General features: G+C 36.5%; 28 protein-coding genes. 23 read left to right on the top strand and 5 right to left on the bottom strand.

Annotated features, from left to right (window positions below):
- Nucleotides 1–32 precede the first annotated feature (32 nt).
- From C7390_RS09730 to C7390_RS09720, 3 genes are read right to left on the bottom strand one after another with little or no spacing between them, the layout of a single operon-like run.
- Nucleotides 33–1088: an LPO_1073/Vpar_1526 family protein gene (locus C7390_RS09730; RefSeq protein ID WP_116444119.1), complete on the bottom strand. Its 1056-nt coding sequence runs from the start codon at nucleotides 1086–1088 to the stop codon at nucleotides 33–35.
- Entirely contained in the window at nucleotides 1081–1302 is a 222-nt protein-coding gene (locus tag C7390_RS09725) for a hypothetical protein (protein ID WP_116444118.1), read from the bottom strand. The genes C7390_RS09730 and C7390_RS09725 overlap by 8 nt, the downstream gene beginning before the upstream one ends.
- A gap of 10 nt (nucleotides 1303–1312) precedes the next feature.
- Entirely contained in the window at nucleotides 1313–1852 is a 540-nt protein-coding gene (locus tag C7390_RS09720) for a helix-turn-helix domain-containing protein (RefSeq protein WP_116444117.1), read from the bottom strand.
- Nucleotides 1853–2017: 165 nt separating this feature from the next.
- Here C7390_RS09720 and C7390_RS09715 point away from each other — a divergent pair, with 165 nt between their 5' ends.
- The 10 genes from C7390_RS09715 (at nucleotide 2018) to C7390_RS09675 (ending at nucleotide 10233) form a co-directional block, all read left to right on the top strand.
- Nucleotides 2018–2209 carry an ICEBs1 excisionase gene (locus C7390_RS09715; protein ID WP_116444116.1) on the top strand — a complete coding sequence of 64 codons (192 nt, stop codon included), beginning with the start codon at nucleotides 2018–2020 and terminating at the stop codon, nucleotides 2207–2209.
- Nucleotides 2210–2227: 18 nt separating this feature from the next.
- Nucleotides 2228–3289 carry a site-specific integrase gene (locus C7390_RS09710; protein WP_116444115.1) on the top strand — a complete coding sequence of 354 codons (1062 nt, stop codon included), beginning with the start codon at nucleotides 2228–2230 and terminating at the stop codon, nucleotides 3287–3289.
- Entirely contained in the window at nucleotides 3286–3675 is a 390-nt protein-coding gene (locus C7390_RS09705; RefSeq protein WP_116444114.1) for a plasmid mobilization protein, read from the top strand. Before C7390_RS09710 ends, C7390_RS09705 begins: the two co-directional genes overlap by 4 nt.
- A 107-nt stretch (nucleotides 3676–3782) precedes the next feature.
- The gene (locus C7390_RS13775; protein WP_318295652.1) at nucleotides 3783–4280 is read left to right on the top strand and encodes an AAA family ATPase; all 498 of its coding nucleotides are present in this window, start codon (nucleotides 3783–3785) and stop codon (nucleotides 4278–4280) included.
- Between the two features lie 24 nt (nucleotides 4281–4304).
- The gene (locus C7390_RS13770) at nucleotides 4305–4763 is read left to right on the top strand and encodes a hypothetical protein (protein WP_318295651.1); all 459 of its coding nucleotides are present in this window, start codon (nucleotides 4305–4307) and stop codon (nucleotides 4761–4763) included.
- A gap of 48 nt (nucleotides 4764–4811) precedes the next feature.
- On the top strand, nucleotides 4812–5120 hold the full coding sequence (locus tag C7390_RS09695; RefSeq protein WP_318295650.1) for a hypothetical protein: 309 nt from the start codon (nucleotides 4812–4814) through the stop codon (nucleotides 5118–5120).
- 289 nt (nucleotides 5121–5409) lie between these two features.
- A complete protein-coding gene (locus tag C7390_RS09690; RefSeq protein WP_116444113.1) occupies nucleotides 5410–7029 on the top strand; it encodes a plasmid recombination protein in 1620 nt (539 codons plus the stop codon).
- A 21-nt stretch (nucleotides 7030–7050) separates the two neighbouring features.
- Nucleotides 7051–7389, top strand: a complete 339-nt coding sequence (locus tag C7390_RS09685; protein WP_116444112.1) for a DUF6061 family protein — start codon at nucleotides 7051–7053, stop codon at nucleotides 7387–7389.
- Between the two features lie 123 nt (nucleotides 7390–7512).
- Nucleotides 7513–8382 carry a DNA adenine methylase gene (locus C7390_RS09680; RefSeq protein WP_116444111.1) on the top strand — a complete coding sequence of 290 codons (870 nt, stop codon included), beginning with the start codon at nucleotides 7513–7515 and terminating at the stop codon, nucleotides 8380–8382.
- Between the two features lie 15 nt (nucleotides 8383–8397).
- On the top strand, nucleotides 8398–10233 hold the full coding sequence (locus C7390_RS09675; RefSeq protein WP_116444110.1) for an AAA family ATPase: 1836 nt from the start codon (nucleotides 8398–8400) through the stop codon (nucleotides 10231–10233).
- A 247-nt stretch (nucleotides 10234–10480) separates the two neighbouring features.
- On the opposite strand, the gene C7390_RS09670 is transcribed toward C7390_RS09675, so the two are convergent.
- Entirely contained in the window at nucleotides 10481–11029 is a 549-nt protein-coding gene (locus C7390_RS09670) for a helix-turn-helix domain-containing protein (RefSeq protein WP_116444109.1), read from the bottom strand.
- A 395-nt stretch (nucleotides 11030–11424) separates the two neighbouring features.
- Between C7390_RS09670 and C7390_RS09665 the strand changes: the two genes are divergently transcribed.
- From C7390_RS09665 to C7390_RS09640, 6 genes are all read left to right on the top strand, one after another.
- Nucleotides 11425–11610: an AlpA family phage regulatory protein gene (locus tag C7390_RS09665; RefSeq protein WP_116444108.1), complete on the top strand. Its 186-nt coding sequence runs from the start codon at nucleotides 11425–11427 to the stop codon at nucleotides 11608–11610.
- Nucleotides 11611–11701: 91 nt separating this feature from the next.
- Nucleotides 11702–12898 carry a site-specific integrase gene (locus C7390_RS09660; protein ID WP_116444107.1) on the top strand — a complete coding sequence of 399 codons (1197 nt, stop codon included), beginning with the start codon at nucleotides 11702–11704 and terminating at the stop codon, nucleotides 12896–12898.
- 79 nt (nucleotides 12899–12977) lie between these two features.
- Nucleotides 12978–13319: a plasmid mobilization protein gene (locus C7390_RS09655; protein ID WP_116444106.1), complete on the top strand. Its 342-nt coding sequence runs from the start codon at nucleotides 12978–12980 to the stop codon at nucleotides 13317–13319.
- Nucleotides 13312–13686: a TnpV protein gene (locus C7390_RS09650; RefSeq protein WP_116444105.1), complete on the top strand. Its 375-nt coding sequence runs from the start codon at nucleotides 13312–13314 to the stop codon at nucleotides 13684–13686. The genes C7390_RS09655 and C7390_RS09650 overlap by 8 nt, the downstream gene beginning before the upstream one ends.
- Nucleotides 13687–13953: 267 nt before the next feature.
- On the top strand, nucleotides 13954–14316 hold the full coding sequence (locus tag C7390_RS09645; protein ID WP_116444104.1) for a plasmid mobilization protein: 363 nt from the start codon (nucleotides 13954–13956) through the stop codon (nucleotides 14314–14316).
- Entirely contained in the window at nucleotides 14295–16115 is a 1821-nt protein-coding gene (locus C7390_RS09640) for a relaxase/mobilization nuclease domain-containing protein (protein ID WP_116444103.1), read from the top strand. Before C7390_RS09645 ends, C7390_RS09640 begins: the two co-directional genes overlap by 22 nt.
- Before the next feature lie 42 nt (nucleotides 16116–16157).
- On the opposite strand, the gene C7390_RS09635 is transcribed toward C7390_RS09640, so the two are convergent.
- On the bottom strand, nucleotides 16158–17318 hold the full coding sequence (locus tag C7390_RS09635; RefSeq protein ID WP_116444102.1) for an HNH endonuclease: 1161 nt from the start codon (nucleotides 17316–17318) through the stop codon (nucleotides 16158–16160).
- Nucleotides 17319–17457: 139 nt separating this feature from the next.
- Here C7390_RS09635 and C7390_RS09630 point away from each other — a divergent pair, with 139 nt between their 5' ends.
- From C7390_RS09630 to C7390_RS09600, 7 genes are read left to right on the top strand one after another with little or no spacing between them, the layout of a single operon-like run.
- Entirely contained in the window at nucleotides 17458–17655 is a 198-nt protein-coding gene (locus C7390_RS09630) for a hypothetical protein (protein ID WP_012740017.1), read from the top strand.
- On the top strand, nucleotides 17656–18591 hold the full coding sequence (locus C7390_RS09625) for a DNA cytosine methyltransferase (RefSeq protein ID WP_012740016.1): 936 nt from the start codon (nucleotides 17656–17658) through the stop codon (nucleotides 18589–18591).
- A 1-nt stretch (nucleotide 18592) separates the two neighbouring features.
- The gene (locus tag C7390_RS09620) at nucleotides 18593–20026 is read left to right on the top strand and encodes a DNA cytosine methyltransferase (protein ID WP_116444101.1); all 1434 of its coding nucleotides are present in this window, start codon (nucleotides 18593–18595) and stop codon (nucleotides 20024–20026) included.
- Nucleotides 20026–21909, top strand: coding sequence for an McrB family protein (locus tag C7390_RS13765; protein ID WP_318295649.1), 1884 nt, complete (start codon nucleotides 20026–20028; stop codon nucleotides 21907–21909). The genes C7390_RS09620 and C7390_RS13765 overlap by 1 nt, the downstream gene beginning before the upstream one ends.
- Before the next feature lie 11 nt (nucleotides 21910–21920).
- On the top strand, nucleotides 21921–23141 hold the full coding sequence (locus C7390_RS09610; RefSeq protein ID WP_116444100.1) for an LlaJI family restriction endonuclease: 1221 nt from the start codon (nucleotides 21921–21923) through the stop codon (nucleotides 23139–23141).
- A gap of 16 nt (nucleotides 23142–23157) precedes the next feature.
- Nucleotides 23158–23610 carry a very short patch repair endonuclease gene (locus C7390_RS09605; protein WP_116444099.1) on the top strand — a complete coding sequence of 151 codons (453 nt, stop codon included), beginning with the start codon at nucleotides 23158–23160 and terminating at the stop codon, nucleotides 23608–23610.
- 1 nt (nucleotide 23611) lies between these two features.
- A complete protein-coding gene (locus tag C7390_RS09600; protein ID WP_116444098.1) occupies nucleotides 23612–24709 on the top strand; it encodes a DNA cytosine methyltransferase in 1098 nt (365 codons plus the stop codon).

Here is a 24709-nt window from a genome sequence, read left to right as displayed (position 1 = left end):
TTACAATTAATTTCATGATAAGTTTGAAATAATTATATCCAAATATTCATATCAAAGGTTGTTCCAGAAATTTGTTTAGAACGATTTGCTCCTAAAACGATACCTACAGAAGTAAGAGTTAAGTGTTTCAAGTAGGTGTCATTCCATTGAGAAAATAATATTTTCGAAGAAGGAATATTTGAGCATATAAAATCTTTAACAGCATTTGGTGACATTAAATTATTTGAAAAGTGTTCCTGAATGAATATTTTGTCTTTTTCTGGCATATTGTTTATTGACGATAGCTGCTCATCTAATGATTTCCTGCTTATGGAATTAATTTGGACTTTGGATTGATCCTGTATACATCGTATAAAAAAATTAGGGTATTTTTGGATAACATCATTTAATTCCTCGGGAACGTATCCGGATAAAAATAATCCGCCATAAGTTTCAATAAAAATATTTTCTAATGAAATCTCACCTATATCAATACTTGCAGTTTTTGTATATACCAAGTGTTGAAAAGAAGACATTTTATCAATAGAGTGTGGTACATGAGGCAAAATCTCTTCCTGAATATATTTAAAAAATGTGGAGAGACTGTTGATCATATTATTGCGAGTGTATCTCAATCTAAAACAAAGAGCCAAAATATCTAGTTGTGATGGAAGTAACATCGGTACGACACTAACGGCTTCAGCGAGAGCAATTTGAAGAAGAGTGCGGTCACTTTCTTTTGCACGATCAACTAGAAGATTTGACAAAATGGTTTCTAGCTCTGGAGTTCCTAAACGAATGTATGCTTTTTGTGCTTCGACAAATGTATACTGCATGTCGGGATTTTTAAATTCTTCACACATTGAATTGTCATCAATTTTTTCACGATGTAGTTTTTCAAATAAAGTAGATAGGAATTTTTCATCACGTTCTTTAGCAAGTTGTTCTGCATCCGATTTATACTTTTCTAATTCACTTCTAATTAAATCTTGGCATAAAGATTTGGTGTTTTGGTAGTCCATCCCATAGTAATTGTTTTGCTGAGCAATCTGTGTACTTTGCGAGCCCAGTTTGTTTTCTTGTATTATTTCAAAAGATTCATTAGTCATGTTCGTTATCTCCTCGATAATAGTTATTTTGAATTCCGATTTGTGTCCCAGAAGAGTTGTCTTTATTAATTTGTTTCATAGATTTTTGGGTTGCTTTTTTGTGATGATTTATTAATATTTTTATTAAAGAAATAATTCCTCCAATAACAAAGATACCAAGTCCACTAAAAATCCATTCTTTATTCTTGATAAGATAATTAATAAATATGTCCATAGATTTTCTCCTAATTTATATAGTTTTTTACAGTAAGGCGGTCAGTACCTTTTTTGACAACCATATTGTCATCAAGCAGATGTTGCTTGATTTCTTCGATATTTTCATTGATATGCTGCAAACTGTCAGCATACTCTGCTTCTGAATATTCATCTTTAGCATTTGTCATATTTTCACGAATTTCCAGAGCTTTCATATAGGTGCAGAGCTTTTTGTTGATGAGATTGTTTTTAAAGGACAGCTTAACAGTAGCTGGCTTGAAGTTGCCTTCCTCATCCTTATCTGCTTCAAATTTCATATCAATTTGGTCATCTAACTTAAACAGTAGTGATAATACATCAGAAACTGTTTCTATATCAAAATCCATGAAAATATTAATGCTGATGCCTAGTGCATTGGCAATTTTTAAAAGCTGGTCAGGCTTTGGATTACGGATTCCATATTCATATTTCTTTATTGTTGCGGAATTTATGCTGGACAACTGACCAAGTGTTTCCTGTGATATTCCACGCATATTGCGAAAGTATTTAATCTTTTCTCCAGTAGTCATAAAAATGCTCCTTTATGATTTGTTACCCCTATTCTATCACAATGGGACACATTTGTGTATAATAATTTTGCTAAATTGATTGACGGACACAAATGAGTACTATATAATACAGATAAACAAGGTCACAAAAGTGTACTATAATAAAAATAGGAAGGAGAACACAATATGGAGAATACGATGAAGATGTATGTAACAGCAGATGAAGCTGCACAGATTCTTGGAGTATCAAGAGGATATGCTTACAAAATCATTCGTGGTCTTAATAATGAATTGAAAGAAAAAGGCTATCGAGTGATTTCAGGCAAGGTACCTACAAAGTATTTTGAAGAAAAATTTTATGGCATGGCAGTTGGTTAATGGAGAGGAGATGATGATATGCCAGCTACACGAGATGGTAAAACATGGCGTAGCCAGTTCTATTATGAGGACTGGCAGGGTGTACGCCATAAAAAGAACAAAAGAGGCTTTAAGACAAAAGCAGAAGCAGAGGAGTGGGAGCGTAACTTCCGGCAACAGCAGAGAAAAGATTTGGATATTAACTTTGAGAATTTTGTTGAAATCTATTTCGCTGATGTGGAGAATCGGCTTAGAGAAAGCACAATCAAGAATAAAAGATATGTGTTTGATTTAAAGGTTACACCTTATTTAAAAAAGAAAAAGATGTGTGAGATTAAGACATCAGATATCCGGGCTTGGCAGAATGAATTGATTAAGCAGGGGTACGCACCAACTTATCTTAAAAGTATTAATAACCAGTTGGCAGCACTTTTCAATTATGCGGTCAGATATTATGACTTGAAAGATAATCCCTGCGGGAAAGCAGGAAGTATCGGGAAAAGCAAGGCTGATGATATGGAGTTTTGTACAAAACAGGAGTTTAAGCAGTTTCTTCCGTCTATGGACAAGAAACCGGAGGCGAGAATGGCATTTATGCTTCTGTATTGGACAGGAATGCGTATAGGAGAATTGCTGGCACTCACTTATGCAGATATTGATTTAGAAAAACGAATTATAAGCATTTCTAAATCCTATCAGAGATTGGATGGAAAAGATGTAATTACACCGCCTAAGACACCAAAGAGCAATCGTAAGATTACAATACCACCATTTCTGGCAGAAGAGTTAAAAGAATATTGCAGTCGTTTATATGGAATTATGCCAAATGAAAGAATGTTCCGGTTTACAAAATCTTATATGGAGCATGAGATTGTACGAGGCATAAAGGAAACAGGGGTTAAGAGAATCCGTATTCATGATCTGCGTCACAGCCACGCATCGCTTCTGGTGGAACTTGGATTTCAGCCCTTGGCAATAGCGGAGCGGCTGGGACATGAAAAGATAGAAACAACATTAAATACTTATTCACATTTATACCCTAATAAGCAGGCAGAACTGGCAGATAGACTAGAACTGGAGAATGAGGAGGACGAGTTATGAGCGGAGTACACAAACATCCAACAATCAGCTTTCGAGTATCGGACAGAGAGCGGGAAATGATTGAAGCCAAGATACTTGCAAGCGGTATGCAGAAGAAAGATTATTTTGTACGTTCCTGCATTTATAACAGAATATGTGTTGTAGGAAAGAAAGAGGTCATTTACCAGCTTGTAGAGGAACTGCAGAATATGCAGACAAATCTCTCAGAACTGGTAAAACAACTGGAACAGCAGGAGGTAACACTTACTGCTGATGGATTGGAAGATATGCGAAATGACTGTATGGATATGTTACAGGCGATTATTGCAATACTGGATGGTGCCAAGTATCTCTGGCAGGGAGTACAGATTGATAAAGAAAAAAGTCCTGACAGCGGCAACTGTTAGGACTTGCGGTAACAAAAGAAAACCCCTGTTACACCTGTAAATACAACTAGAGTATAGCAGAGGTTCTTCTTAGGAGCAAATAAAAGATTGGAAAATGGAGGACTTTTATGGAGGAACAGAAGACAGAATTAAAGATGATACGGATGTCGGAGGTTGAGTCACAGGAAGTGAAATGGCTGTGGTATCCGTTTATACCATATGGGAAGCTGACAATTATTCAAGGAGATCCGGGTGATGGAAAGACCACATTGGTGTTAAATATAGCAGCAAAGCTGTCAAAGGGAGAATGTCTCGACAGTGATATGGATGTGCAGGAGCCGGTAAATGTCATTTATCAGACGGCAGAGGATGGACTGGCAGATACAGTAAAGCCGAGGCTGGAACTTGCCGGGGCGGACTGTGAAAAGATACTGGTTATTGATGAAAGTGATAAATCCCTGTCTATGGCAGATGAAAGACTGGAAGAGGCACTTGCAAAGACAGAGGCAAAAGTATTGATATTAGACCCGATACAGGCGTATCTCGGTGGTGGCATGGATATGAACCGGGCAAATGAGGCAAGAGATATGACTAAGAAGCTGGGAGCATTAGCAGAGAAATACTAGTGTGCAATTCTTCTTATTGGTCATATGAACAAGGCATCTGGTAATAAAGCTGCATACAGGGGCATGGGTTCCATTGACTTCTTTGCTGTGGCGAGGAGTGTGCTTCTGGTCGGCAGAATAGAGGGAGAACCTAATACAAGAGCAGTTGTTCAGATAATGAATAATCTTGCGGCATTTGGACATCCGAAGGCATTTATGTTATCAGAAACGGGCTTTCGTTGGTTGGGAGATTATGAGATTACAGCAGATGAAGTACTTGGCGGTATTGCACCAAAAGCAAATAAGCTGGAACAAGCAAAGCAAATGCTTCGTGAATTGGCAGAAACAACTAATATGGTGCAGAGTAATGAAATATTTGAAATGGCTGATAAACAGGGCATTTCAAAGAGAACATTGGAAAATGCAAAGAAAGAATTGGGCATCCAGGCAAAGAAAATCAATAACTCGTGTTATTGGGAACTGGATGCAGTAAAACAGAGATAGGGTAAGAACGCAACATTGCAGGCTATATAGAAATTGCGGAGATAAACTTTGCAAGGTTGCAAAGAATATAGACTTTGCAGTGTTGCGTTCTTGAATGAATTAGGAAAGGAATGGTGGATTGATATGAAAAATGTACAGATTTCAGAAGAACTTTTCGTTGCGATAATGAGATATTTTATGTTGGAACAGGAGGAACTGTTGCCTCAGATAAAACAGGGGCTGGAGAAGAAACTGGATGCAATGGTAATGAGAGAATTGTATACAAAATATAAGACTGCACCAACGGAAGAAGAAAAGGAAAAGGCTCGAAAGGAATATTTGGATAGACGAGGTGTGCTGGAGAGCTTTCGGTGGTAGTTTTTCTTAAACATATATAACGGCTGCGTGTCACGCTTCCGTTAGAATAGATAAGGAAAATGAGGTGTGGTTGACACAGTGGAGGCTTGTGTACACTGACTGCCGCAGGTAGAAAAGCTCCCGGCAGGGCGCAAAACCTGACTTGTCAGGTTGCATTTTTGATGGCGTAGCTGTCAAAAGTGCTTTTGCGTTACTTTCGACGAAAGTAACAAAGCCAGAGCGAGGAAACCTCGCTCTATGCCGATATCCGGCGCTAATATGACAGATAAAAGAAAGGGGAAGATTGCCTATGGAGAGAACGATAAGTGCAATGATCGGAAAAGGTTCTGTGAACCATAATACCAGAACATTTACAGCTAAGAATGTAGATAAAAACAGAAGTGCTAATAATGTGGAATTTTGCCAGGAAGATATTAAGCAGGTTTATCATAAATTGTTTGATGAAGCACTGGAACGATATAATGCAAAACAGAAACGAAAAGATCGCATGATTGATAACTACTATGAAAAAATCAGGAGGGGTAAGCAGGAAAAGTTATTTCATGAAGTGATATTTCAGATTGGAAATAAAGATGATATGAATGCCAAAAGTGAAGATGGATTGTTGGCAAAAAGGATTTTAACGGAATTTATGGATGAGTTCCAAGCTAGAAATCCGAACTTGTATGTATTCTCGGCACATTTGCATATGGATGAAGAAACACCGCATCTGCACATTGATTTTGTACCATATATTACAGGAAGTAAGCGAGGACTTGATACAAGGGTATCATTAAAATCTGCACTAGTGGCAGAAGGCTTCACCGGTGGCACTAGAGGTGCTACCGAATTAAATCAGTGGATTGCATCAGAGAAGCAGGAACTTGCGACAGTCATGGAGCGATATGGTGTGGAATGGCTGCAAAAGGGTACACATGAGAAACATTTGTCGGTGCTTGAATTTGAAAAGAAAGAGCGGGCAAGGGAAGTAGCTGAATTGGATAGCCAGAAGCGGGAAATATCTTCGGTGGTTGCACAGCTTGGAGAAGAGGTTTCTGTAAAGAAACAGGAATTGCAGAATGTTACTATCGAAAAAGAACTGGCTGAGGAAGCTACACAGAAGGCAAATGAAGAGAGAACTATAGCACAACAGGAGAAGGAAGTACTGCTTGCAGGTAATCAGAATTTGAGGATGGAGAATACAAGGCTTGAAAGCCACAAGGACAGACTTCGCATGGAAAATCATGATTTGAAGCAAAAGCAGTTACAGTTGCAGACAGATAATGAAGAACTGGAACAACGGCATGAAGATTTACAATATACGAATAGTAAATTGAAGAATGTGAATGATCAGTTATCTGCTGACAATCACACTCTGGAGCAAAGGAATGATTCATTGAAATCTGATAATCAGGCATTAAGACAGAAATACAATGATTTGCAACAGAATAATGTTCAACTTGAAAAGCAACAGAATGAGCTTAAGAGCCATATAGAGCAGATAGTGCAGTCGGAGCAGTTATTACAGCGTGATGTAAGAAAGTATGATGAAGCACCGGAGTGGCAATTGCCGGAGCCGGGAGCATTTGCAAGTGCTAAGTTATTTCGGGATAAGGTAGTCATGCCATTTGTGAATAAACTTAAAACACTGATAAAGAATCTGACAATCCAGTGTGTAAGGCTAAAAGAGGAAGTAATACAGCTTCGAAAGGAAAAGAAGAGATTGTCAGATGATGTGGAGTTTTACAAGGGCAAGATTAAGGATATGAGTGATAGGACAGAGCTGTTGCAGGAAAAGGCTGATGATCTGGAGCGTGTGAAGAGATATGCCGGTGCAGAGCAGATTGATACGATTATTCGTAAGGTAAAGGAACAGGAGCGTACAGAGCAGCAGATAAGGCAGTATGACAGGTCTTATGGGACAAGATAATGGGAAGGATGGATTGATGAGATGAAAGATAATCGAATGGATAATATCGTGGAGTGTGCTTATAACATGGATAACGGCTATGTTGAGGTGTGGTTTACAGATGGAAATATGTTGCGGATAAAGTGTGAAGAAGTGGAGGCTGCTCTGAGGACAACGGAGCAGTCACTGGCGAAGCTGCATAGGTTGTTGGATAACAAGCCAATAGAGTATGTGGTAATGGCTTTGTCTGGGGAGATGCAGGCATATTGCGATATTGAGGATGATATGGTTAAGGGAATGTTTGGAACGATTGTGCAGGGGTATTTGAAAAAGGGGTATAATCGGGCTACGGCGGAGATGATGGCTAGGGATTTTTTTTAGGTATGAGAGTTGAAATAAATATAGATGTTTTGAATATAATGTTGTATACTTTAAATGTAAAATTGGATAAAAATCAATATGATATTAGATAAAATAATAGTTTGACGGAAAGGAGGTTATATCATGTTTTATTCTCCATTGAGATATCCAGGAGGTAAAGGAAAATTAGAGCCGTTTATGGAGCTATTGATTCGACAAACAGGACATTTGGGCGGAACTTATGTGGAACCCTTTGCTGGCGGTGCGGGAATTGCATTAGAATTATTAGAAAAGGAAATTGTGAATGATATAGTTATCAACGATTTGGATAAAGGAATTTATTCATTTTGGAGAGCAATTCTTTCAGAAACAGATAGATTTATAAATGATATACGAAATGTAGAATTAACTATTGATGAATGGAACAGGCAGCGACAAGTGATAGATAATTGTAATCGATATAGTTATGAACTTGGTTTTGCAACTTTCTATTTGAATAGAACGAATAGATCGGGAATAATAAAAGGTGGAGTAATTGGAGGTACAGAACAGAATGGTAATTGGAGAATGGATGCTAGGTTTAATAGAGAAGCCTTAATTGAACGTATTATAAAAATTGCAAAAAGAAAAAACCACATCCATTTGTATAATAAAGATGTTAATTCTTTTATTCAAAATTATTTGCCTAGATATCAGCATAATGCATTTGTGTACTTTGATCCTCCATATTTTGGTAAGGGAAAACAATTGTATTTGAATTTTTTTTCATATGATGATCATGTAAGAATCGAAAGAATGATAGATAATCATGTTAATTGTGATTGGGTTATTACATATGATGATGTTAAGGAAATTGCAGATATTTACCAAAATCATATTTTGAAAAGGTTTGATTTGAACTATAGTGCGGCTGTAAAGAGAAAAGCAAGTGAAATTATAATATTTAGACGTCTGGATATGATACCAACGGATAGCCAGATGCAACAGAGTGGAATTTGTGTGAATTTGCGATAAAGGAGATTAAAGTACATGAGGATAAGACCATATCATTTTTATATTGAAAACTTTAGAAACTTTCGGGACACTTCTTTTGATTTAGGACGAAAAATAACTGTTGTCAGTGGACAAAATGGTGTGGGCAAATCCAATATTTTATCGCTAATAGCATCGAGTTCAGGAGTAAGTTCTAAGTCGATGTTAGGAAGTAATTTTCAGCCAGAATTCACAGACTTTTTTAATATTGATCCAGATGAATCATATGAGGATTATAAATTATATTTGACTTATAAAGATAGTAATGGAACTGACGCTTTTACAAAAAGACTTGCATTTAAGAATGATACAAAATTTGGAAGAGGTATTAGAATTATCCCAAGAACTTCTAATGTTGGGTTAGAAAACTGCACGAATAAAGTGGCTGCGGATCAAGCAAAGCACAATTATGGAGTAGGTGCAGATGGAAGAGTAAAAATACCTACAATTTATTTGAGTTTATCTAGATTATATCCTTTGGGTGAACGAAAGGATACTGTAAAAATATCAAAGATAAACAAAAATAATACGTTTTATAAAACGAAGGCAGATGAAAAATATAAGGAATGGTACAACTATATCATACCAAACTCTATAGTTAGTGATGCATCATTGACTGTTGTAGAGAAAAATGCTTGTTCTAGAGCATCTTTACATATGGATTTATTAAATACACCTACATTGTCGCAGTCTATTGGTCAGGACAATATAGGAAATATTATAAGTGCCTTGGTAGATATTTATGTATTATCAATGCAGGATGGATATGATGGGGCATTATTGTGTATAGATGAAATTGATGTCTCGTTGCATCCTGATACTCAAATTAGATTACTGAATTTATTTGATAAATTATCAGATGAGTTATCAATTCAATTTGTTGTGAGTACTCATTCATTATCGGTATTAAAAGAGACAATAAAGAAGGAAAATAAGAATAATTTAGACTATAAAGTTGTTTACATAAAAAATCCAATGGCTCCATATGTATCTGATAGTAATTCATATGAATTATTAGAAGCAGATATGTTTGGTAGCTTAAGTTTTGATAAGCCTAAAGTAAGAATATATTTTGAAGATCCAGTTGGAAAAGAATTATTTAGATTATTATTCAAAGCATTTAGAAATATTTTAAACACTATCAGGGAGAATGTTGATGACCCATATTTGAGGCATAGCTCAGATGTGAAAGATTATGCTACTATCAATGATAGAATTCGAGTATTAAAGGGTATGGAAGATTTTGAAGAAAAAATCAACCAAATACCAACTATATTGGGATGCGAAGAATTAATAAAAATATGTGAGGTAGATTCATATTTTAAGAGAGTCATTTTTGTTCTAGATGGGGATGCAAGATATAAAGAACCATCTCAAAAACCTAAAATAAGAGATTTCTTGAAGGAAAAATATGATCAAAAGAAATTGTATCTGAATGATCGGAGACATCCTCAAAACATATGTTTCTTCCCAGATTATTTTGCACCAGAATCATTTTTGTATAGAATTATATATGGAGTAACAAATGCACCACTTGATAATTATGATTTTTGGAGATCAATGGATATGAAGGAAGAAACTGCTCTATATACAACAGATAAAATAAAGAATTTGTTTGCAAATTTGCCGAATGATTTTAATAATGATAATTTGAAGGATATATTTAAAGAAGTATCTTCGACAGAAGTATGGAAATTTATTCAGACATCGGATATTGTAACATATTATTATTCAGATTATAGGACAGTAGAAGAACTATTACAGTTTATAGAAAATATCAAAAAAGCATTCGATATGACTTGGCCAATAACTTTAGCAAATAGATATTCGTAAGAAGTACATGGCTCCATTTTGGCTCTAAAAATTTTAGATGAGGTACACGAAAATGCGAAATAAGATGAATATGAAGAATAAAATGCACAAATGTGTACCAAGAAACAGCCAGATAAATCTCTCCGCCCAAGAGTTTGAATAATTTTCAAAAGCTCGCAAAGCCTAGTAAAATGGGCATTTGTGAGCTTGTTTTTTGCCTTGTGGTACTATTTTGGTACTAAAGTGAGCTGTGCAGGAATAGTTTCATTTATGCCTGAGGCCATGTTATTTTCCACTCAAAATATTCATTTGGAGAAATCTCTCCATTATTTAATTTCGTTTTCATTTCACACCATTCCGTAAGGAAATCATTTACCAATCCATATTCAAAAGTTAATGCGACAGGTGAGCCTGCACTTTCATAATCATCTTTATTGTAAGTTGGTCTGGCAGCCTCGGAAGGTTTTGCCGGAGTCATTGCAGTCAGATGAATCAGGTTGCCGGGAGCTGTGTACTCTGGGAATCTTGTACCTTTTCCACGTGCAGGAAGTGATGTGGCACTTTCTTCAAGCCAGAAAAGTGTTTCAATGATATCTTCAGCAGCACCAAGGCTGTAATCAGAGATTGCCTTGTAATTGCAGTGCAAAGCATCAGCAAGTTTTAGAATCATATCTTCACCGGGAATGCGGGCACCGGTTTCATACTGGGATATGCGGACAGACATATTTTTGCCCTCAAATCCAAGTGCACCGCCCAAGTCGTCCATTGTCATTTTACGGAATACCCGTATTTTCTTTATTCTTTCACCAATTGTCATAGTGTAGTTACCTCCGTTTATCTGTCTCTGATGGACTGTTAAAGACAGTATAACACGGAAAAAATGAAAATGGAAGTTTTTCTATACAAGAACATTAGAAAAACTTCTTGACAATTTAATACCATACGGTATAGAATAATATCAATTCAATTATCTATACAATATGGTATTGAAAAACAACTGAATGAGCGGTATCAGAAATCTAACAGGCATTTGCCAGGACACTCATATGAATCGAGCGAATGTAGACACTCCCCCAAGCGGACCGAGTACCTCGAGCAGGAGCGGGCGGTATTACAGGAGATTATCTCAGGTAAGGAGGCTGGTTGTGACATCAGCAGAACTGGTATGGAGAAACGCCAAAACAAATTTATAAAGGAAAGGTGGTGAAAGGCATGAACGAAAAGTTTTTAGAAGTAGGAGATGTGATGCAGATTCTTGGAATTTCAAGATCAGCAGCATACAAGCTTATGAGACAGATCAACAGTGAACTTGAAAGGAAGGGTTACATTGTAATCCGTGGAAAAGTAAGCAGAAAATATTTTGAAGAACGCATTTATGGTATGAGTGATGCAGGATAAGCAACAGGTAAGAAGATTAATGCGGAGGCAGGGCAGGAGCGATACGGCTTAGGCATCTGCTTCTGCATATGGAAAGAAGGAGATGATGAATATGCCATCTTATAAAGACAGTAAGACAGGCACCTGGTTCGTCAAATTCTATTGTAAGGACTGGACTGGGGAAAACAAACAGATAAAGAAAAGAGGCTTTGTAACAAAGAGGGAAGCACTTGATTATGAGAGGAATTATAAAATACGGCAGGAGAACAATCTGGATATGACATTTGGAGAGTTCTGGAAGCTGTATACAGAGGATGTGAAAAATTATGTCAAACTCAACACGTGGCTTACAAAAGAACACATTGTGGATACAAAGATACTTCCATATTTCAGGAATCTTAAGATGAATGAGATTACACCGGGAGATGTACGCAAGTGGCAGAATGAGATGGTAGCATTCCGTTATGAGAATGGGAAATGTTATTCCCAGACTTATAAGAAGACAATGCATAACATCTTAAGTGCGATATTCAATCATGCGTGCAGGTTTTATAATCTGAAATCAAATCCGGCAAGGCAGGCTGGAAATATGGGCAGGGAAGAAAAGAAGGAAATGCTTTTCTGGACAACTGAAGAATATAAGAAGTTTTCAGAAGCGGTGATTGATAAGCCGGTTTCATTTTATGCATTTGAAATGCTGTACTGGACGGGAATGAGATTAGGTGAGCTGCTTGCACTTACGATGGAAGATTTTGATTTTGAAAAGAACACAGTCAGAATAAATAAATCGTATCAGCGGCTGCAGGGGCAGGATGTTATTACAACACCAAAAACACCTAAGAGCAACAGAACAATCAAGCTGCCGAAGTTCCTTGCCGAAGAAATGCAGGAATATTTTGCAATGTTATATGACCAGACACCAACAGACAGGATTTTTCTGGTAACAAAGAGCTTTCTTCATCATGAGATGGAGCGTGGTTGTAAGTTATCAGGTGTGAAGAAAATCAGAATTCATGATCTTAGGCATTCGCACATTTCACATCTGATTGACCTTGGGTTCTCCGCAGTTGCAATAGCTGACAGGGTTGGCCATGAGAGTATTGATATCACATATCGTTATTCACATCTGTTTCCATCAAAGCAGGTGGCAATGGCAGACAGACTTGATGCTGTCAATGCAAGCTTTGAGGATTGTGAAGAGCAGGATGATGATGCAGACATTATGCAGGCAGAGGAAACAGCATCTATGATTGATATGGATGCGGCTGCGGAAAAGATTATAAGCATTGATAAGTACAAGGCAGTATGATAATGCGGGTAAAAGTTTTGCTGGATATATGAAGCAGAAATTAAAAGAATAGATTTTATATCGGAAGGAGCAGATTATTATGAGCGAGAAAAGGCTGGATGCCAAGAACAGATGGAGAAATGTTGTAGTAGCGTTTCGTATGTCGCCGGAGGAAGCACAGGAGCTGAATGTGAAGGTTTCACTCAGCGGACTTTCAAAACAGGATTATATCATCCAATGTCTTCTGAAGCATGAAATCAGGGTTGTTGGTGGAATGAAGGTGGCAAAGAAAGTACAGGTGCATCTTGATACGATACTGGAAGAATTACAGACATTAGATGAAGCAGACAGAGGTATAGATGTTGAAGAACTGCTGGTTCCATTAAAGCATGTGCTTGATATTCTGCAAAGTGATGAGAAAGGCGGTAATCATTATGAATAAGACAACATTTGAAAAGCTAGGTATCCCATATGAAGAAAGGGATGGAATCTTCTATCCGGTTCTTGTCGCAGGGACAGAGAAGGCAGATATAGAAGCAGGAAAGTATGGGCGGATGTGGATTAAATATATCAAGGAAGAATATCCAATGAGATATAAGAGTCTGGTGCGGTTCGGGGAGCTTGAAGAGCGAGCAGATGAAGTCAATGATACAGCATATGAGCTGCTCGATGATATTGAAGCTAAGTGGCTGAAAAAGCATAAGCCAAAGAATCCAAATTCCTTTACAGAACAGTTACAGCTAAGAACACAGACCAGGATGATGGCAGAGGAAATCGTTATTATGGATGTAGTGATGCAGTTTCATTAGTGTGGGGGCAAAAAGTGCCACCATATCAGTAATTGTGGTGGTACATTAACCACCACATATTATATACAGGGTGCAGGTGCTCCTGCCAAGGCGAAAAATTATGTAAACGCTGATGGCGTTTATATTTTTTCGGGAAAAGGTCCGACCTTTTCCGCATCTTGCAAAACCAGTGAACACTACTTTTAGAAAGGATGAAAAAAGCAATGGTACAGATAAAAAGAGATTGGTTTGATACAGCATTGAAGAATTACGAAAGGGGAGAAACGTATGGCAGATGGAAAGAGAAGATACAAGTCTGACAGGAAAGATCATAAGGTATCTGTGAAAGTGTCAGAAAAAGATATGGATATTCTGAAAGCGGCACTTAATAGGACTGGAATGACAGCAAGTGCCTATATAAGAGAATTGATCCGGACAGGCGGTAACATAGATACAAGTTATCCTGAGGACAGGGCAAGAGCAATCCGTATCATAGCAGGTATTGCAAATAATATTAATCAGGCGGTAAAGCTTGGCAATTCACAGGGAAGATTGTATTACAGCGATATTGATAAATTGCAGAACAGTCTGGATGATATAAAGAAAACATTCGGGGAGGTGCTGGAAGTATGGCGATTACAAAGATCTTAAATATACAGGAGTCAGAGGGCAGAAATCCAGCATCGCACCTGAAGAATGCTTTGGAATATATCCAGAATCCGGATAAGACAGAAGAATGTATACTGTTGGGCGGTATTAACTGCCTGCCAGATACAGCATTTGAGCAGATGGAAGAGACAAAGAATATATTTCATAAGACAGGTAAAAGGCAGGGCTATCATGTGATCATATCGTTTTCACCGGAGGAAAAAGTAACAGCAGAGCAGGCAATGTATGTCCTCGAGCATTTCGCAAAGGATGTGCTTGGTGATGATTATGAGGCGGTGTATGCAGTCCATACTGACAGGGAACATATGCATGGGCATCTGATCTGGAACAGTGTCAGCATGACAACTGGCAAGAAATACAATTCACCGAAAGGCAACTGGAAGAATTATCTTCAGCCTATTACAAATAAATATTGTGATGAACTTGGACTTTCCATTATGCCGGCAGAGTACAGCAGGAATCCAAAAAATATCAGCAGGGACAAGTGGGAAAAGGAAATGTCAATGAAAGAGATAATTCTAAGGGATGCCAAGATGTGTGCATATGCAGCCGGGAATGTGGAGCATTTTAAATATCTGATGAAAAGACTTGGATATGTATTTAAGAAAGACGCATGGATGGAGGTGCAGGCACCGGGATTTCGGTATTATCATAAACTGGCAAAGCTGGACGAGATGTTTTCAGAAGATATGTTACGGCATTATGTGGATATGCCTTGGATGGCAAAGCCTTACTTTTATTCGTCGGATATCAGGGGACTACACAGGGCGAAGCTGTCACCATTCCAGAAGAAGCTTTATGCAAAGCTATACAGATTAAGGGTTGTAGAACAGAAGCGTTTTGTAGTTGGTGGAGCAAAGTATGCAGAGGATTTGAAGAGGTTTCATCAGTTACAGGATGAATATTTGCTGCTTGTGAATAATGACATCAAAAGTATTGTGGAGCTTGTGGATTTCATAAGTGAGAAAGAAGATAGGATTCAGCAGATTGAGGACAGACAGAAGGAGATATACAGAGAAAGCTCTAGCCGGAAACGCAGTATAAAGAATGAAGAGCAGTACCGGGAATATCAGATATGGCATGTGGAAGTGCAGGAAGAACTGGACGAACTGAAGCAGGAGAAAAGGGAAATTAAGAGGCAGATACAGCTTGCTGATGACATTATAAAAGAAGATTTGTATACAGTTTATTATGCGATGTCGGGGAAGGAGGAGATTGTTGCTGACAGGGATATTGAGATACCGGGGATGGAAGATGAGGCTGTGTCCAAGAAAGATGTGGCTATTGAGCCGGAGACGAATGTTGAGGTAGTGAATCCAGACAATAATCAGAATGAAATAGGCAGACAGAAAGAGCCAACTGATGGAGTTAGAAAACAACAGACTGATTTAGATGGCATAGGAACACCAGAGATTCTTGATTTGGCTGATGTGAATTTGGCAAGAATGGACGAAAGTATAACTGATGTAACAGATAAAAGTGAATATGTGGAAACTAGAGAGACTGAATCTGTGGACAAAGCTGGCTGGATTGTTAGTAGAATATCAGAGCTTGGTGGTTATGAGAATGTCAGTGATTCTGTTAAGGCAGATGTATTTCGATTTGATATAGCTGATGTGAGTGGAAGCATAAGACTGTTCTCAGATGTAATGAAAAGGCTGGGGATAAAACTGGATGGAGATGAGCTTTATGAGGAGTTTCAGAGGATTTATGATGAGAGAGTTAGTAGAGATACTAATACAGAAAAAGCAAAAGACAAGATATGGGATATGCGGAGATAAAACATTGCGAGATGTATGTAGGTACATCTCGCAATTGGAAAATTACTGATTTTCTTTTTCAATAAATTTTTTGTAGTGTATCTGCATGTATGCCTTCATTCGATCATTCATAGAAATTCTGGCGGATTTAGAAAGATTTAAGGCATTTCGCTGATCATCGTCAATTGATTTTGAAATGCAGATATTTCCTGTATTAGGTTCAAAAGATATTAGATGTCTATCGAATAGGGCATCGTGATTAGCGCATAAAAGCAAACCATTGTTTGCGTCTATACGTTCTTCTTTTGAGGATTCAGCCCATTCTTTAATATGGCTTGCGCGTAATACAGATGTGGTGGAAATATCGCAAAGATTACAGTGATGACGTTCAAGAAGTAACAGTCTGCGGAAAGAGCCTTGCGAAACACGGGTTTTTACAATCTTTTCAACATCTGTACCGGCACATGGGTTATTATTTAGAGTGCGTTGCAAAGTTATGGCTTCAACATCATCGCAACTTACATCATTTGAAATAATATTATACTGGATCTGGTGTGCTAATACTGGGTTATATGAAGGATTCATTGCTACATAATTTACATTATGGGTACCATGTGTGTTTGTAATAGAGTACAGGTTGTTGCATAATTCACACGGAATGAGAATAGCAACATATCTCAAGTAATCATATCTTAGCATAACAAGAGCATCATCCTGGAATGCAAATCTCTGAAGCTGGGTAAAAGACTCTTCAGAATCTGGGATGTTTATTTGTACCTGGTCACCAGTATGACCATATTTTTTATATGCAGAACTGTGAAGAGTAAAATTGAAATCTGTTAAGTATTGTGGCAGATTGATATTGGAACGTACATAGTAAGTGTTTCCGTTTAAATCCGTCCTGCCAGAGGGCTGGTCGATTTCATGAAGGTATCTGAAATTGTTATCGTATATATCAATATCAATGCTTTGTACGGAGGTTGTTGCATTATTCAGTTCTTCAAAGAAAAATAACATGCCTTGTTTACCAGTAACATCAATATGTGTCTGGTTTACCGTTGAAGAAGTATCCCCGGCATTAATTCTTCGCTTATCTTTTATAATATTCTGGTTTGAAAGTTTCTTTACCAATATTCCTTGAAAAGCATCTGGATTAAGTGGTGTGCCAGGGATATGTATGTAATTCAGAAATTGGTTTAATGTATCAATGATTTGTCTATACATGTAATTGTATTCCCTTCTGTAGATTTATATTTATTATATCAAGCAGAAAAGAAAGTGTATATATAAATTTTAATAAAGAATGTATTTACACCCTGATAAAAACATTATATAATATGTTTATTAAACGGAGGAGAATGCAATGACTAATAAAAAGAAAAGCAATTGTGGAAGACCGGCAGGTAGAATAAAAACTGCAAAAATAGAAATTTCAATTGAACCGGCAGTAAAAGATGAATTTATGACATTATTGCGTAATGAAGGGAAAACTGCCTCTGTGGAAATTGGATTGTGGATCAGAGATTACATAAAAAATAATAAGCTTGAGGAGGAAAAATAAATGAAAGTAGTTTCATTCTTCAGTGGGCTTGGTGGACTTGATAAAGGGTTTGTAGATACAGGCTATGATATAATATGGGCAAATGATTTTGATAAATATGCTGTGCAGACATATAAGGCTAATTTTGGAGAACATATTGTTCTTGGAGATATAAATGAAATTCCATTAGAGGAGATACCAGACTGCGATATCCTGATAGGTGGTTTTCCGTGCCAGCCGTTTAGTATGATGGGGCAGCAAAAAGGGTTTGAAGATGCAAGAGGAACATTGTTTTTCAGAATAGCAGAGATTGTGGATGATAAAATAAAAAAAGGAAAGAAACCGAAGGCAATTATTCTTGAAAATGTAAGATCCTTGAGAACACATAATAATGGAGAAACATATAAAGAAATATACAGAATATTACATGATGTGCTTGGATATAATGTGTTCTGTGACATATTAAATTCAGCTGATTATGGAGTGCCTCAGACACGAAACAGAACATATATTGTATGTTTTGATAATCAGAATGCAAGATTTGAATTTCCAGAAAAGAAAAAACTTAATAAAACATTGCAGGATTTACTGGAACCAGAAGTTGATGATAAATATTTCCTGTCAGATAGAATATTGCCTACAATATTATCAGATGGAACTGGTGGATATAAGGCAAAATCGGAAATAGATTTGAAGATTGCGAGACCTTTGTGTGCAACTATGGCGAAGATGCACAGAGCATGCCAGGATAACTATGTAACCCAGAATGGAAGGGTAAGAAGACTTACTCCGCGTGAGTGTGCAAGATTGCAGGGATTTCAGGATTCATTCGTAATCCCAGTATCTGACAGTCAGGCATATAAACAGTTTGGAAATGCAGTTACAGTTAATGTATCAAAAGCTGTTGCCCAATCGGTAAAGGCAACATTAATAAATCTTGGAGAGTGGAAAGACTGATATGGAATACAAAAATGATAAAGGTGAATTTATATCTTTTATAAAGGCTGGATTGGGCGATAAGGAGAATAATCATGTAGATGTCTGCCTAAAAAGAGTTACAAAGCCTGTAACAGAGAAATTCCTTAATGACAGGGCAGATCTATATAAGACTGATGTGGATAATGATTCGGAACTAATGGAAGCATTTAGAAGACTGGCTTTTATATGTAATGAAAAAGAACAGGAATGCTATAAGTGTCCTGTAAGTAAATATTGCAATACATATATTGAAAATGCCAGAAAAAATGTAAGTGATGATTCGTTAAAGATGATAGATTTGTTCTGTGGGGCAGGTGGCTTGTCATTAGGCTTTACACAGGAAGGATTTGTGACAAGTCTGGCAAATGATATACAGGATTGTTGTGTGGACACATATGCACACAATCATCCTGAGACACCAAGGGATCATATAGTGTTAGGTGATATAAAAGATGTGGTAAAAAATCTTGATAAGCTACTTGCAGGCAGAAACGTTGATATTGTTGTTGGTGGGCCACCATGTCAGGGATTTAGTATGGCTAACAGACAGAGATTGATAGATGATCCTAGAAATCATCTGTATAAGAGTTATGTTGAAGTTGTAAAAAAAGTACACCCTAAATTTTTTGTTATGGAAAATGTTAAGGGAATGTTATCTGTAGCTGAACAGGTAAAAGAAGATTTTCGAGCTATTGGATATTCGGTAGAATGCCATATATTGAATGCCAAGAATTTTGGGGTTCCGCAGAACAGGGAAAGACTTATATATATAGGAAATTGCCTGGGAGTAGATAATGAACAAATTTTTAATGAAATATTTGCATTAAGTGAAAATATACCGGAACATAATCTTGGGAATGCGCTATTTGCACTTAGGGAGCTGGAAGCTTCAAGAGTAAAAAATTCTACAGAAAGTGGTTCAATAGAGAGCGGATACAAAATAGAAAAAAATAGTATTACAGAAACCAATGATTATATTTCGTATATTAATCAGGACAGGGTGGTTAATGTAGTATCAAATCATAAAGCGAGATATAACAATGACCGTGATATAGAAATTTATGGCCGCATGGAGCCGGGAGACCGCTCAGATGATCCGAAAATTGCAGATATTATGCCATATGCCAGAAGAAATGGTATTTTTAAAGATAAATATTTTAAACTTGAAAATGATAAGGTTTGTAAAACAATAACAGCGCATATGAAGTTTGATTGTAATATGTATATTCATCCAACACAGGCAAGAGGACTCACACCGAGGGAGGCAGCAAGGGTGCAGTCGTATCCTGATGATTATTTTTTCAGAGGTGCATATACGAAGACTTATATGCAGATAGGAAATTCTGTTCCTCCACTTCTGGGAAGAGCGATAGCACATGTGATAAAAAGCTATATGAAAGGTGGTAATGACTGATGGAGTTTACAGAGGCAATAGAGATAATAAAGAACATAGTTCCGGAGAGTTCAGCAAATGAATATGATGGAATAATGGTAAAAAGACTGGAAGCATCTAACACATTGGATGAAGGCAGAACAACAAATCAGACCCATATAGCAATATCAGGAGAACAGATGAATATGTTCCCTTATCTTATGGCAGATGGCTATTTTAAGTGCGATTATAATGACAGGGATGAGCAGTTAAAAAAATATTTTATAACACAGATACCTCTTTATATTTACAAGGATAATGTCCTGTATCTTGCAGATGGTGAAGAGAGCGGTATCAGCTTTGGTGATGAAAAAAGCAGATGTGTGCGTGCGAGTATAGTGAGAAGTAGAAGAAAAGAGCAGGCAGATCAGGTACAGCTGTCATTGACTACAATAGATGATCCGGCATTTGTCAGCTTCAGAAGATTATTGCATACAGGAGATTATCTGGTGATTCTGAAGCATAAAGAAAAGCTGGTTTATGATTGTATAGGCATTAAAGCCAATGATGAAACTCGTGGAGAGTTTAATATTTCAGCACTTAATAATAAATTTTATAAGCTGCCGACAAATACAAAAGTAGATATAAAGGAACTTATTGAAATTAAAAATGCAGAAATAGAAAACAAGAAATTCACAGTTGATGAATTGGGGACTATTCTTAAAGAAATGTATGGCAATGCAGAAGATAAAATGCAGGTAGCATCTATACATATTTTTGGAATAAAATATGGCAAAAATATAATCGAAAATGAATTCAAGGCACCAGATATTATCAAAGCAGCAGGATTGAATGAGTCATACTCCACAGAATTACAGAAGGCTTTGAATATATATAGGTGTCTCAATAAAAATACATACGGAATCTCTATTTCTGAGGGTGATAATGTACTGGAAGAAAATAAAGAATCTGTTAAGCGTAAAACAGGAGCAGAAAATATTCTTCTTTATGGCGTTCCAGGTGCTGGAAAAAGTCATGAAATAAAGACAAAATATTGTGATGATGAAAAATGCATGGAGAGAGTGGTTTTTCATCCGGATTATACATATTCAGATTTTGTGGGACAAATATTGCCGAGAGTGGAAAAAGATAAGGATGGTAACGATAAGCTGAAATATGTATTTACTCCTGGACCATTTACTAAGTTGCTCAAGAATGCACAAAATGATCCTGGTAACTACTATTATCTTGTCATAGAAGAATTAAACAGAGGTAATGCTCCTGCAATATTCGGAGAAGTATTCCAGTTGCTTGACAGAAAAGATGAAGAGGATTTTCCTCTTGAAGAAGTGGGCGAAAGTGAATATGGAATTTCAAATTATGAGGTTGGAAAGGAAGTCTACGGGGATGAAAAACATCAGGTAAGAATACCATCAAATATGTATGTTCTGGCTACGATGAATACAGCAGATCAGAATGTATTTACATTGGACACTGCTTTTCAGCGTAGGTGGAATATGAGACAGATAGAGAATAATTTTGATAAGTCTGAACATTCAAAAGATATAATTGCGGGTACAAAAGTAAGCTGGGGAGCATTTGCTACAGTAATCAATGATATGGTCATTGATATCAATGTTGATATGGCAAGCTCTGAGGATAAGCGGCTTGGAACATATTTTGCCAGAAAGAAAGAGCTGGAGGCAGGCAGATTTTCTGAAAAGGTACTTAAATATTTATGGGATGATGCCTTTAAAATGGACAAGACAGCTATATTTAATGAAAATTGTAAGTCTCTTGAAGATGTGGTTATTACATATGAGACTGCAACATCAGATAAACTGGCGGCGGTATTGAGAATGAGCGTTTATGAGAAAATGCTTTCAAAAATGCAACAAAAGAATACAGATAATAATGAAAACTAGGTGGTGATTTTTTGAGGAAAGTTGATATTCGAAGTAAATGCAGAGTGAATTCTAATCGTGAAATGGATACATTTGTAGGGTTAAGATGTAATGATGGTGACATAAGTATCAATTTTCCGCTTGGATATCATATATCTGAAGATGACAATGAGCTTCGCAAGGATATAATGCTCTTACTTACAACACTTTCAGCTAACACAGAACGAAAAGAGTCAGAAATTCTTAAGCAAGGTAATGCTTTTGATAAAGTAGAATTTCCATTGCAGTCATATATGTATCTTATAAAGGATTTTTTTGTACGAGGTTATTATAAGGAGCAGGAAGTTTTATATAAAGTTGCTAAATCGGGAAAGATCAATTGGAACAGGACAATAAAAACCCAGAAACCATATGTACAGGATATGGACGTGTTTTATCTTGATTTCGTTACAAAGAAGAATAGTGTAAAAGAGAATGAACTGATTACATTAATACATGAGTATTGTGTATATGAAAGCTTTGAACGGATAGGCTGGCTCTATACGGAAATGATGCCGAAGAAACCAGTAATTGTTAAACAGGAAAGGTTATTCCGTTCTGTTCTTAAAGATAAAATTGCCAATACTTTTAATGATAAAAACAGGATGCTATTCCGGCATATGCTTGCAATTATTGATTTTGAAGGAGATAAAGATTCTGATAAAAACTACAGATATGGAACATATCGTTTTGAATATATATGGGAGAAAATGATTGATAAGGTATTTGGCATTGAGAATAAAGCAGATTATTTTCCTAAAACAACATGGTATGTTAATGGAAGTAAATATGATAATGCTTTACTTGAACCAGATACGGTTATGTTGTATGGAACAGATGTATATGTACTTGATGCAAAATATTATAAATATGGAGTAACAGGAAAGACCTGGGATCTGCCAGAATCTACATCAATAAACAAACAGATTACATATGGTGAATATATAGCAAAAGAGGATAAATTTAAGAAAAAGCATGGAGAAAATATTAAAGTATATAATGCTTTTCTTATGCCTTTTGATTCGTTAAAAAGTAAGTATCCAGATAATGCAAATATGCTCAAAGTGGGTGAAGCAGCAAGTAACTGGAAAGATAATACTGAGGAATATCAGAAAATTCAAGGGATTCTTATTGATGTAAAGACTCTTATGAGTATAAATGTCAGACAGGAAATGAAAGAGATAGAAAAACTGGCAAAGTTGATTGAAAACTGATTGTTGAGGTGATTTTGTGGCAGATGTTTTAACAAAAGAACAGCGGCATAAGAATATGAAAAATATTCATGGAAAGGATACCAAAATAGAAGTTATATTAAGAAAGGCTTTATGGAGCAAAGGATACCGGTATCGTAAGAATTATAAAAAATTGCCGGGCAGCCCGGATATTGCACTGACAAAGTATAAGATTGCAATTTTCTGTGATGGAGAATTCTTTCATGGGAAAGATTGGGATACTTTAAAGAAGAGACTGGAAAAGAGCAACAACAGTGAGTTTTGGATTAATAAAATTTCCCGTAACATAGAGCGGGATGATGAGATAAATAAAAAATTAGACTTTGAGGGCTGGACAGTAATCCGGTTCTGGGGTGAAGATATAAAGAAACATACGGATGAGTGTGTTAAGGTTGTGGAAGAAACGATTTTTGATAATGTTATTGAGGAAAAAGAAGGAAACTGGAAGTGATATGAAGATATTTTCATTTTTTGCTGGTGTTGGAATGCTGGATTTGGGATTTCAAGATGCTGGGTATGAGATTGTTTTTGTTAATGAATTTAAAAAAGAATTTATGGATTCATACTGTTATGCGAGAAGAAAACGTAACTATAACCAACCAATATATGGCTATCATGTAAATGATATTAATTATTATTTGGAAGATATGGGGGAACATATCTTTCAACAATATATTAATAATGAGAGACAGAATAATGAATTAATTGGGTTTATAGGTGGACCGCCTTGTCCGGACTTTTCTGTGGGTGGGAAAAACAAGGGAAGAGAAGGGGAAAATGGAAAATTAGCAAAGAGTTATATAGATATGATTTGTCACTTTCGGCCGGATTTCTTTTTGTTTGAGAATGTAAAAGGGTTAATCAAAACGCAAAAACATCGAGAATATTTCGAAGAATTAAAGCGTGAATTAAAACAAAATGGATATATACTAACGGAACAACTTATGAATTCGTTAGATTTCGGAGTGCCACAAGATCGAGAGAGAATATTTATGATAGGGGTATTGAAGGGCACTGAATTAGCTAGAAAAGTAATTTGCGTGAATGATACATTTGATTTCCCTTGGAATACGAATTTACCATATGATTCTGCAGTTGTGAAGATGATGAATTGGCCTAAACCACAGATATATCGAGAAAATAGCAAAAGAAAATTTAAATACAACGTACCAAGAAATTTAACTGTAGAAGAATGGTTTAGAAAAAATAATGTATATAGACATCCTAATAAAAAAGATGTGTTTAAGGTTAAAGGTGGAAGAGAAAAAATACAAACAATACAAGAAGGTGATACTAGTAGAAAGTCCTTTAAGCGTTTACATAGATGGAAATACTCCCCGACAGCTGCTTATGGAAATAACGAAGTGCATCTTCATCCATATAAAACACGTCGCTTAAGCGTTGCAGAAACTATGGCGATTCAGTCGTTGCCTATGTGGTTTGAATTGCCCTCGAATGTATGTTTGAGTGCAAAGTTTAAAATGGTTGGAAATGGGGTCCCATATTTGATGGCTTTGGAAATAGCAAGGAAAATAACTAATTACTTTTAA

It is taken from the genome of Bacteroides galacturonicus (genome assembly GCF_003096855.1).
Classification (GTDB): domain Bacteria; phylum Bacillota; class Clostridia; order Lachnospirales; family Lachnospiraceae; genus Lachnospira; species Lachnospira rogosae.
This window is presented reverse-complemented; position numbering and strand designations above follow the sequence as displayed.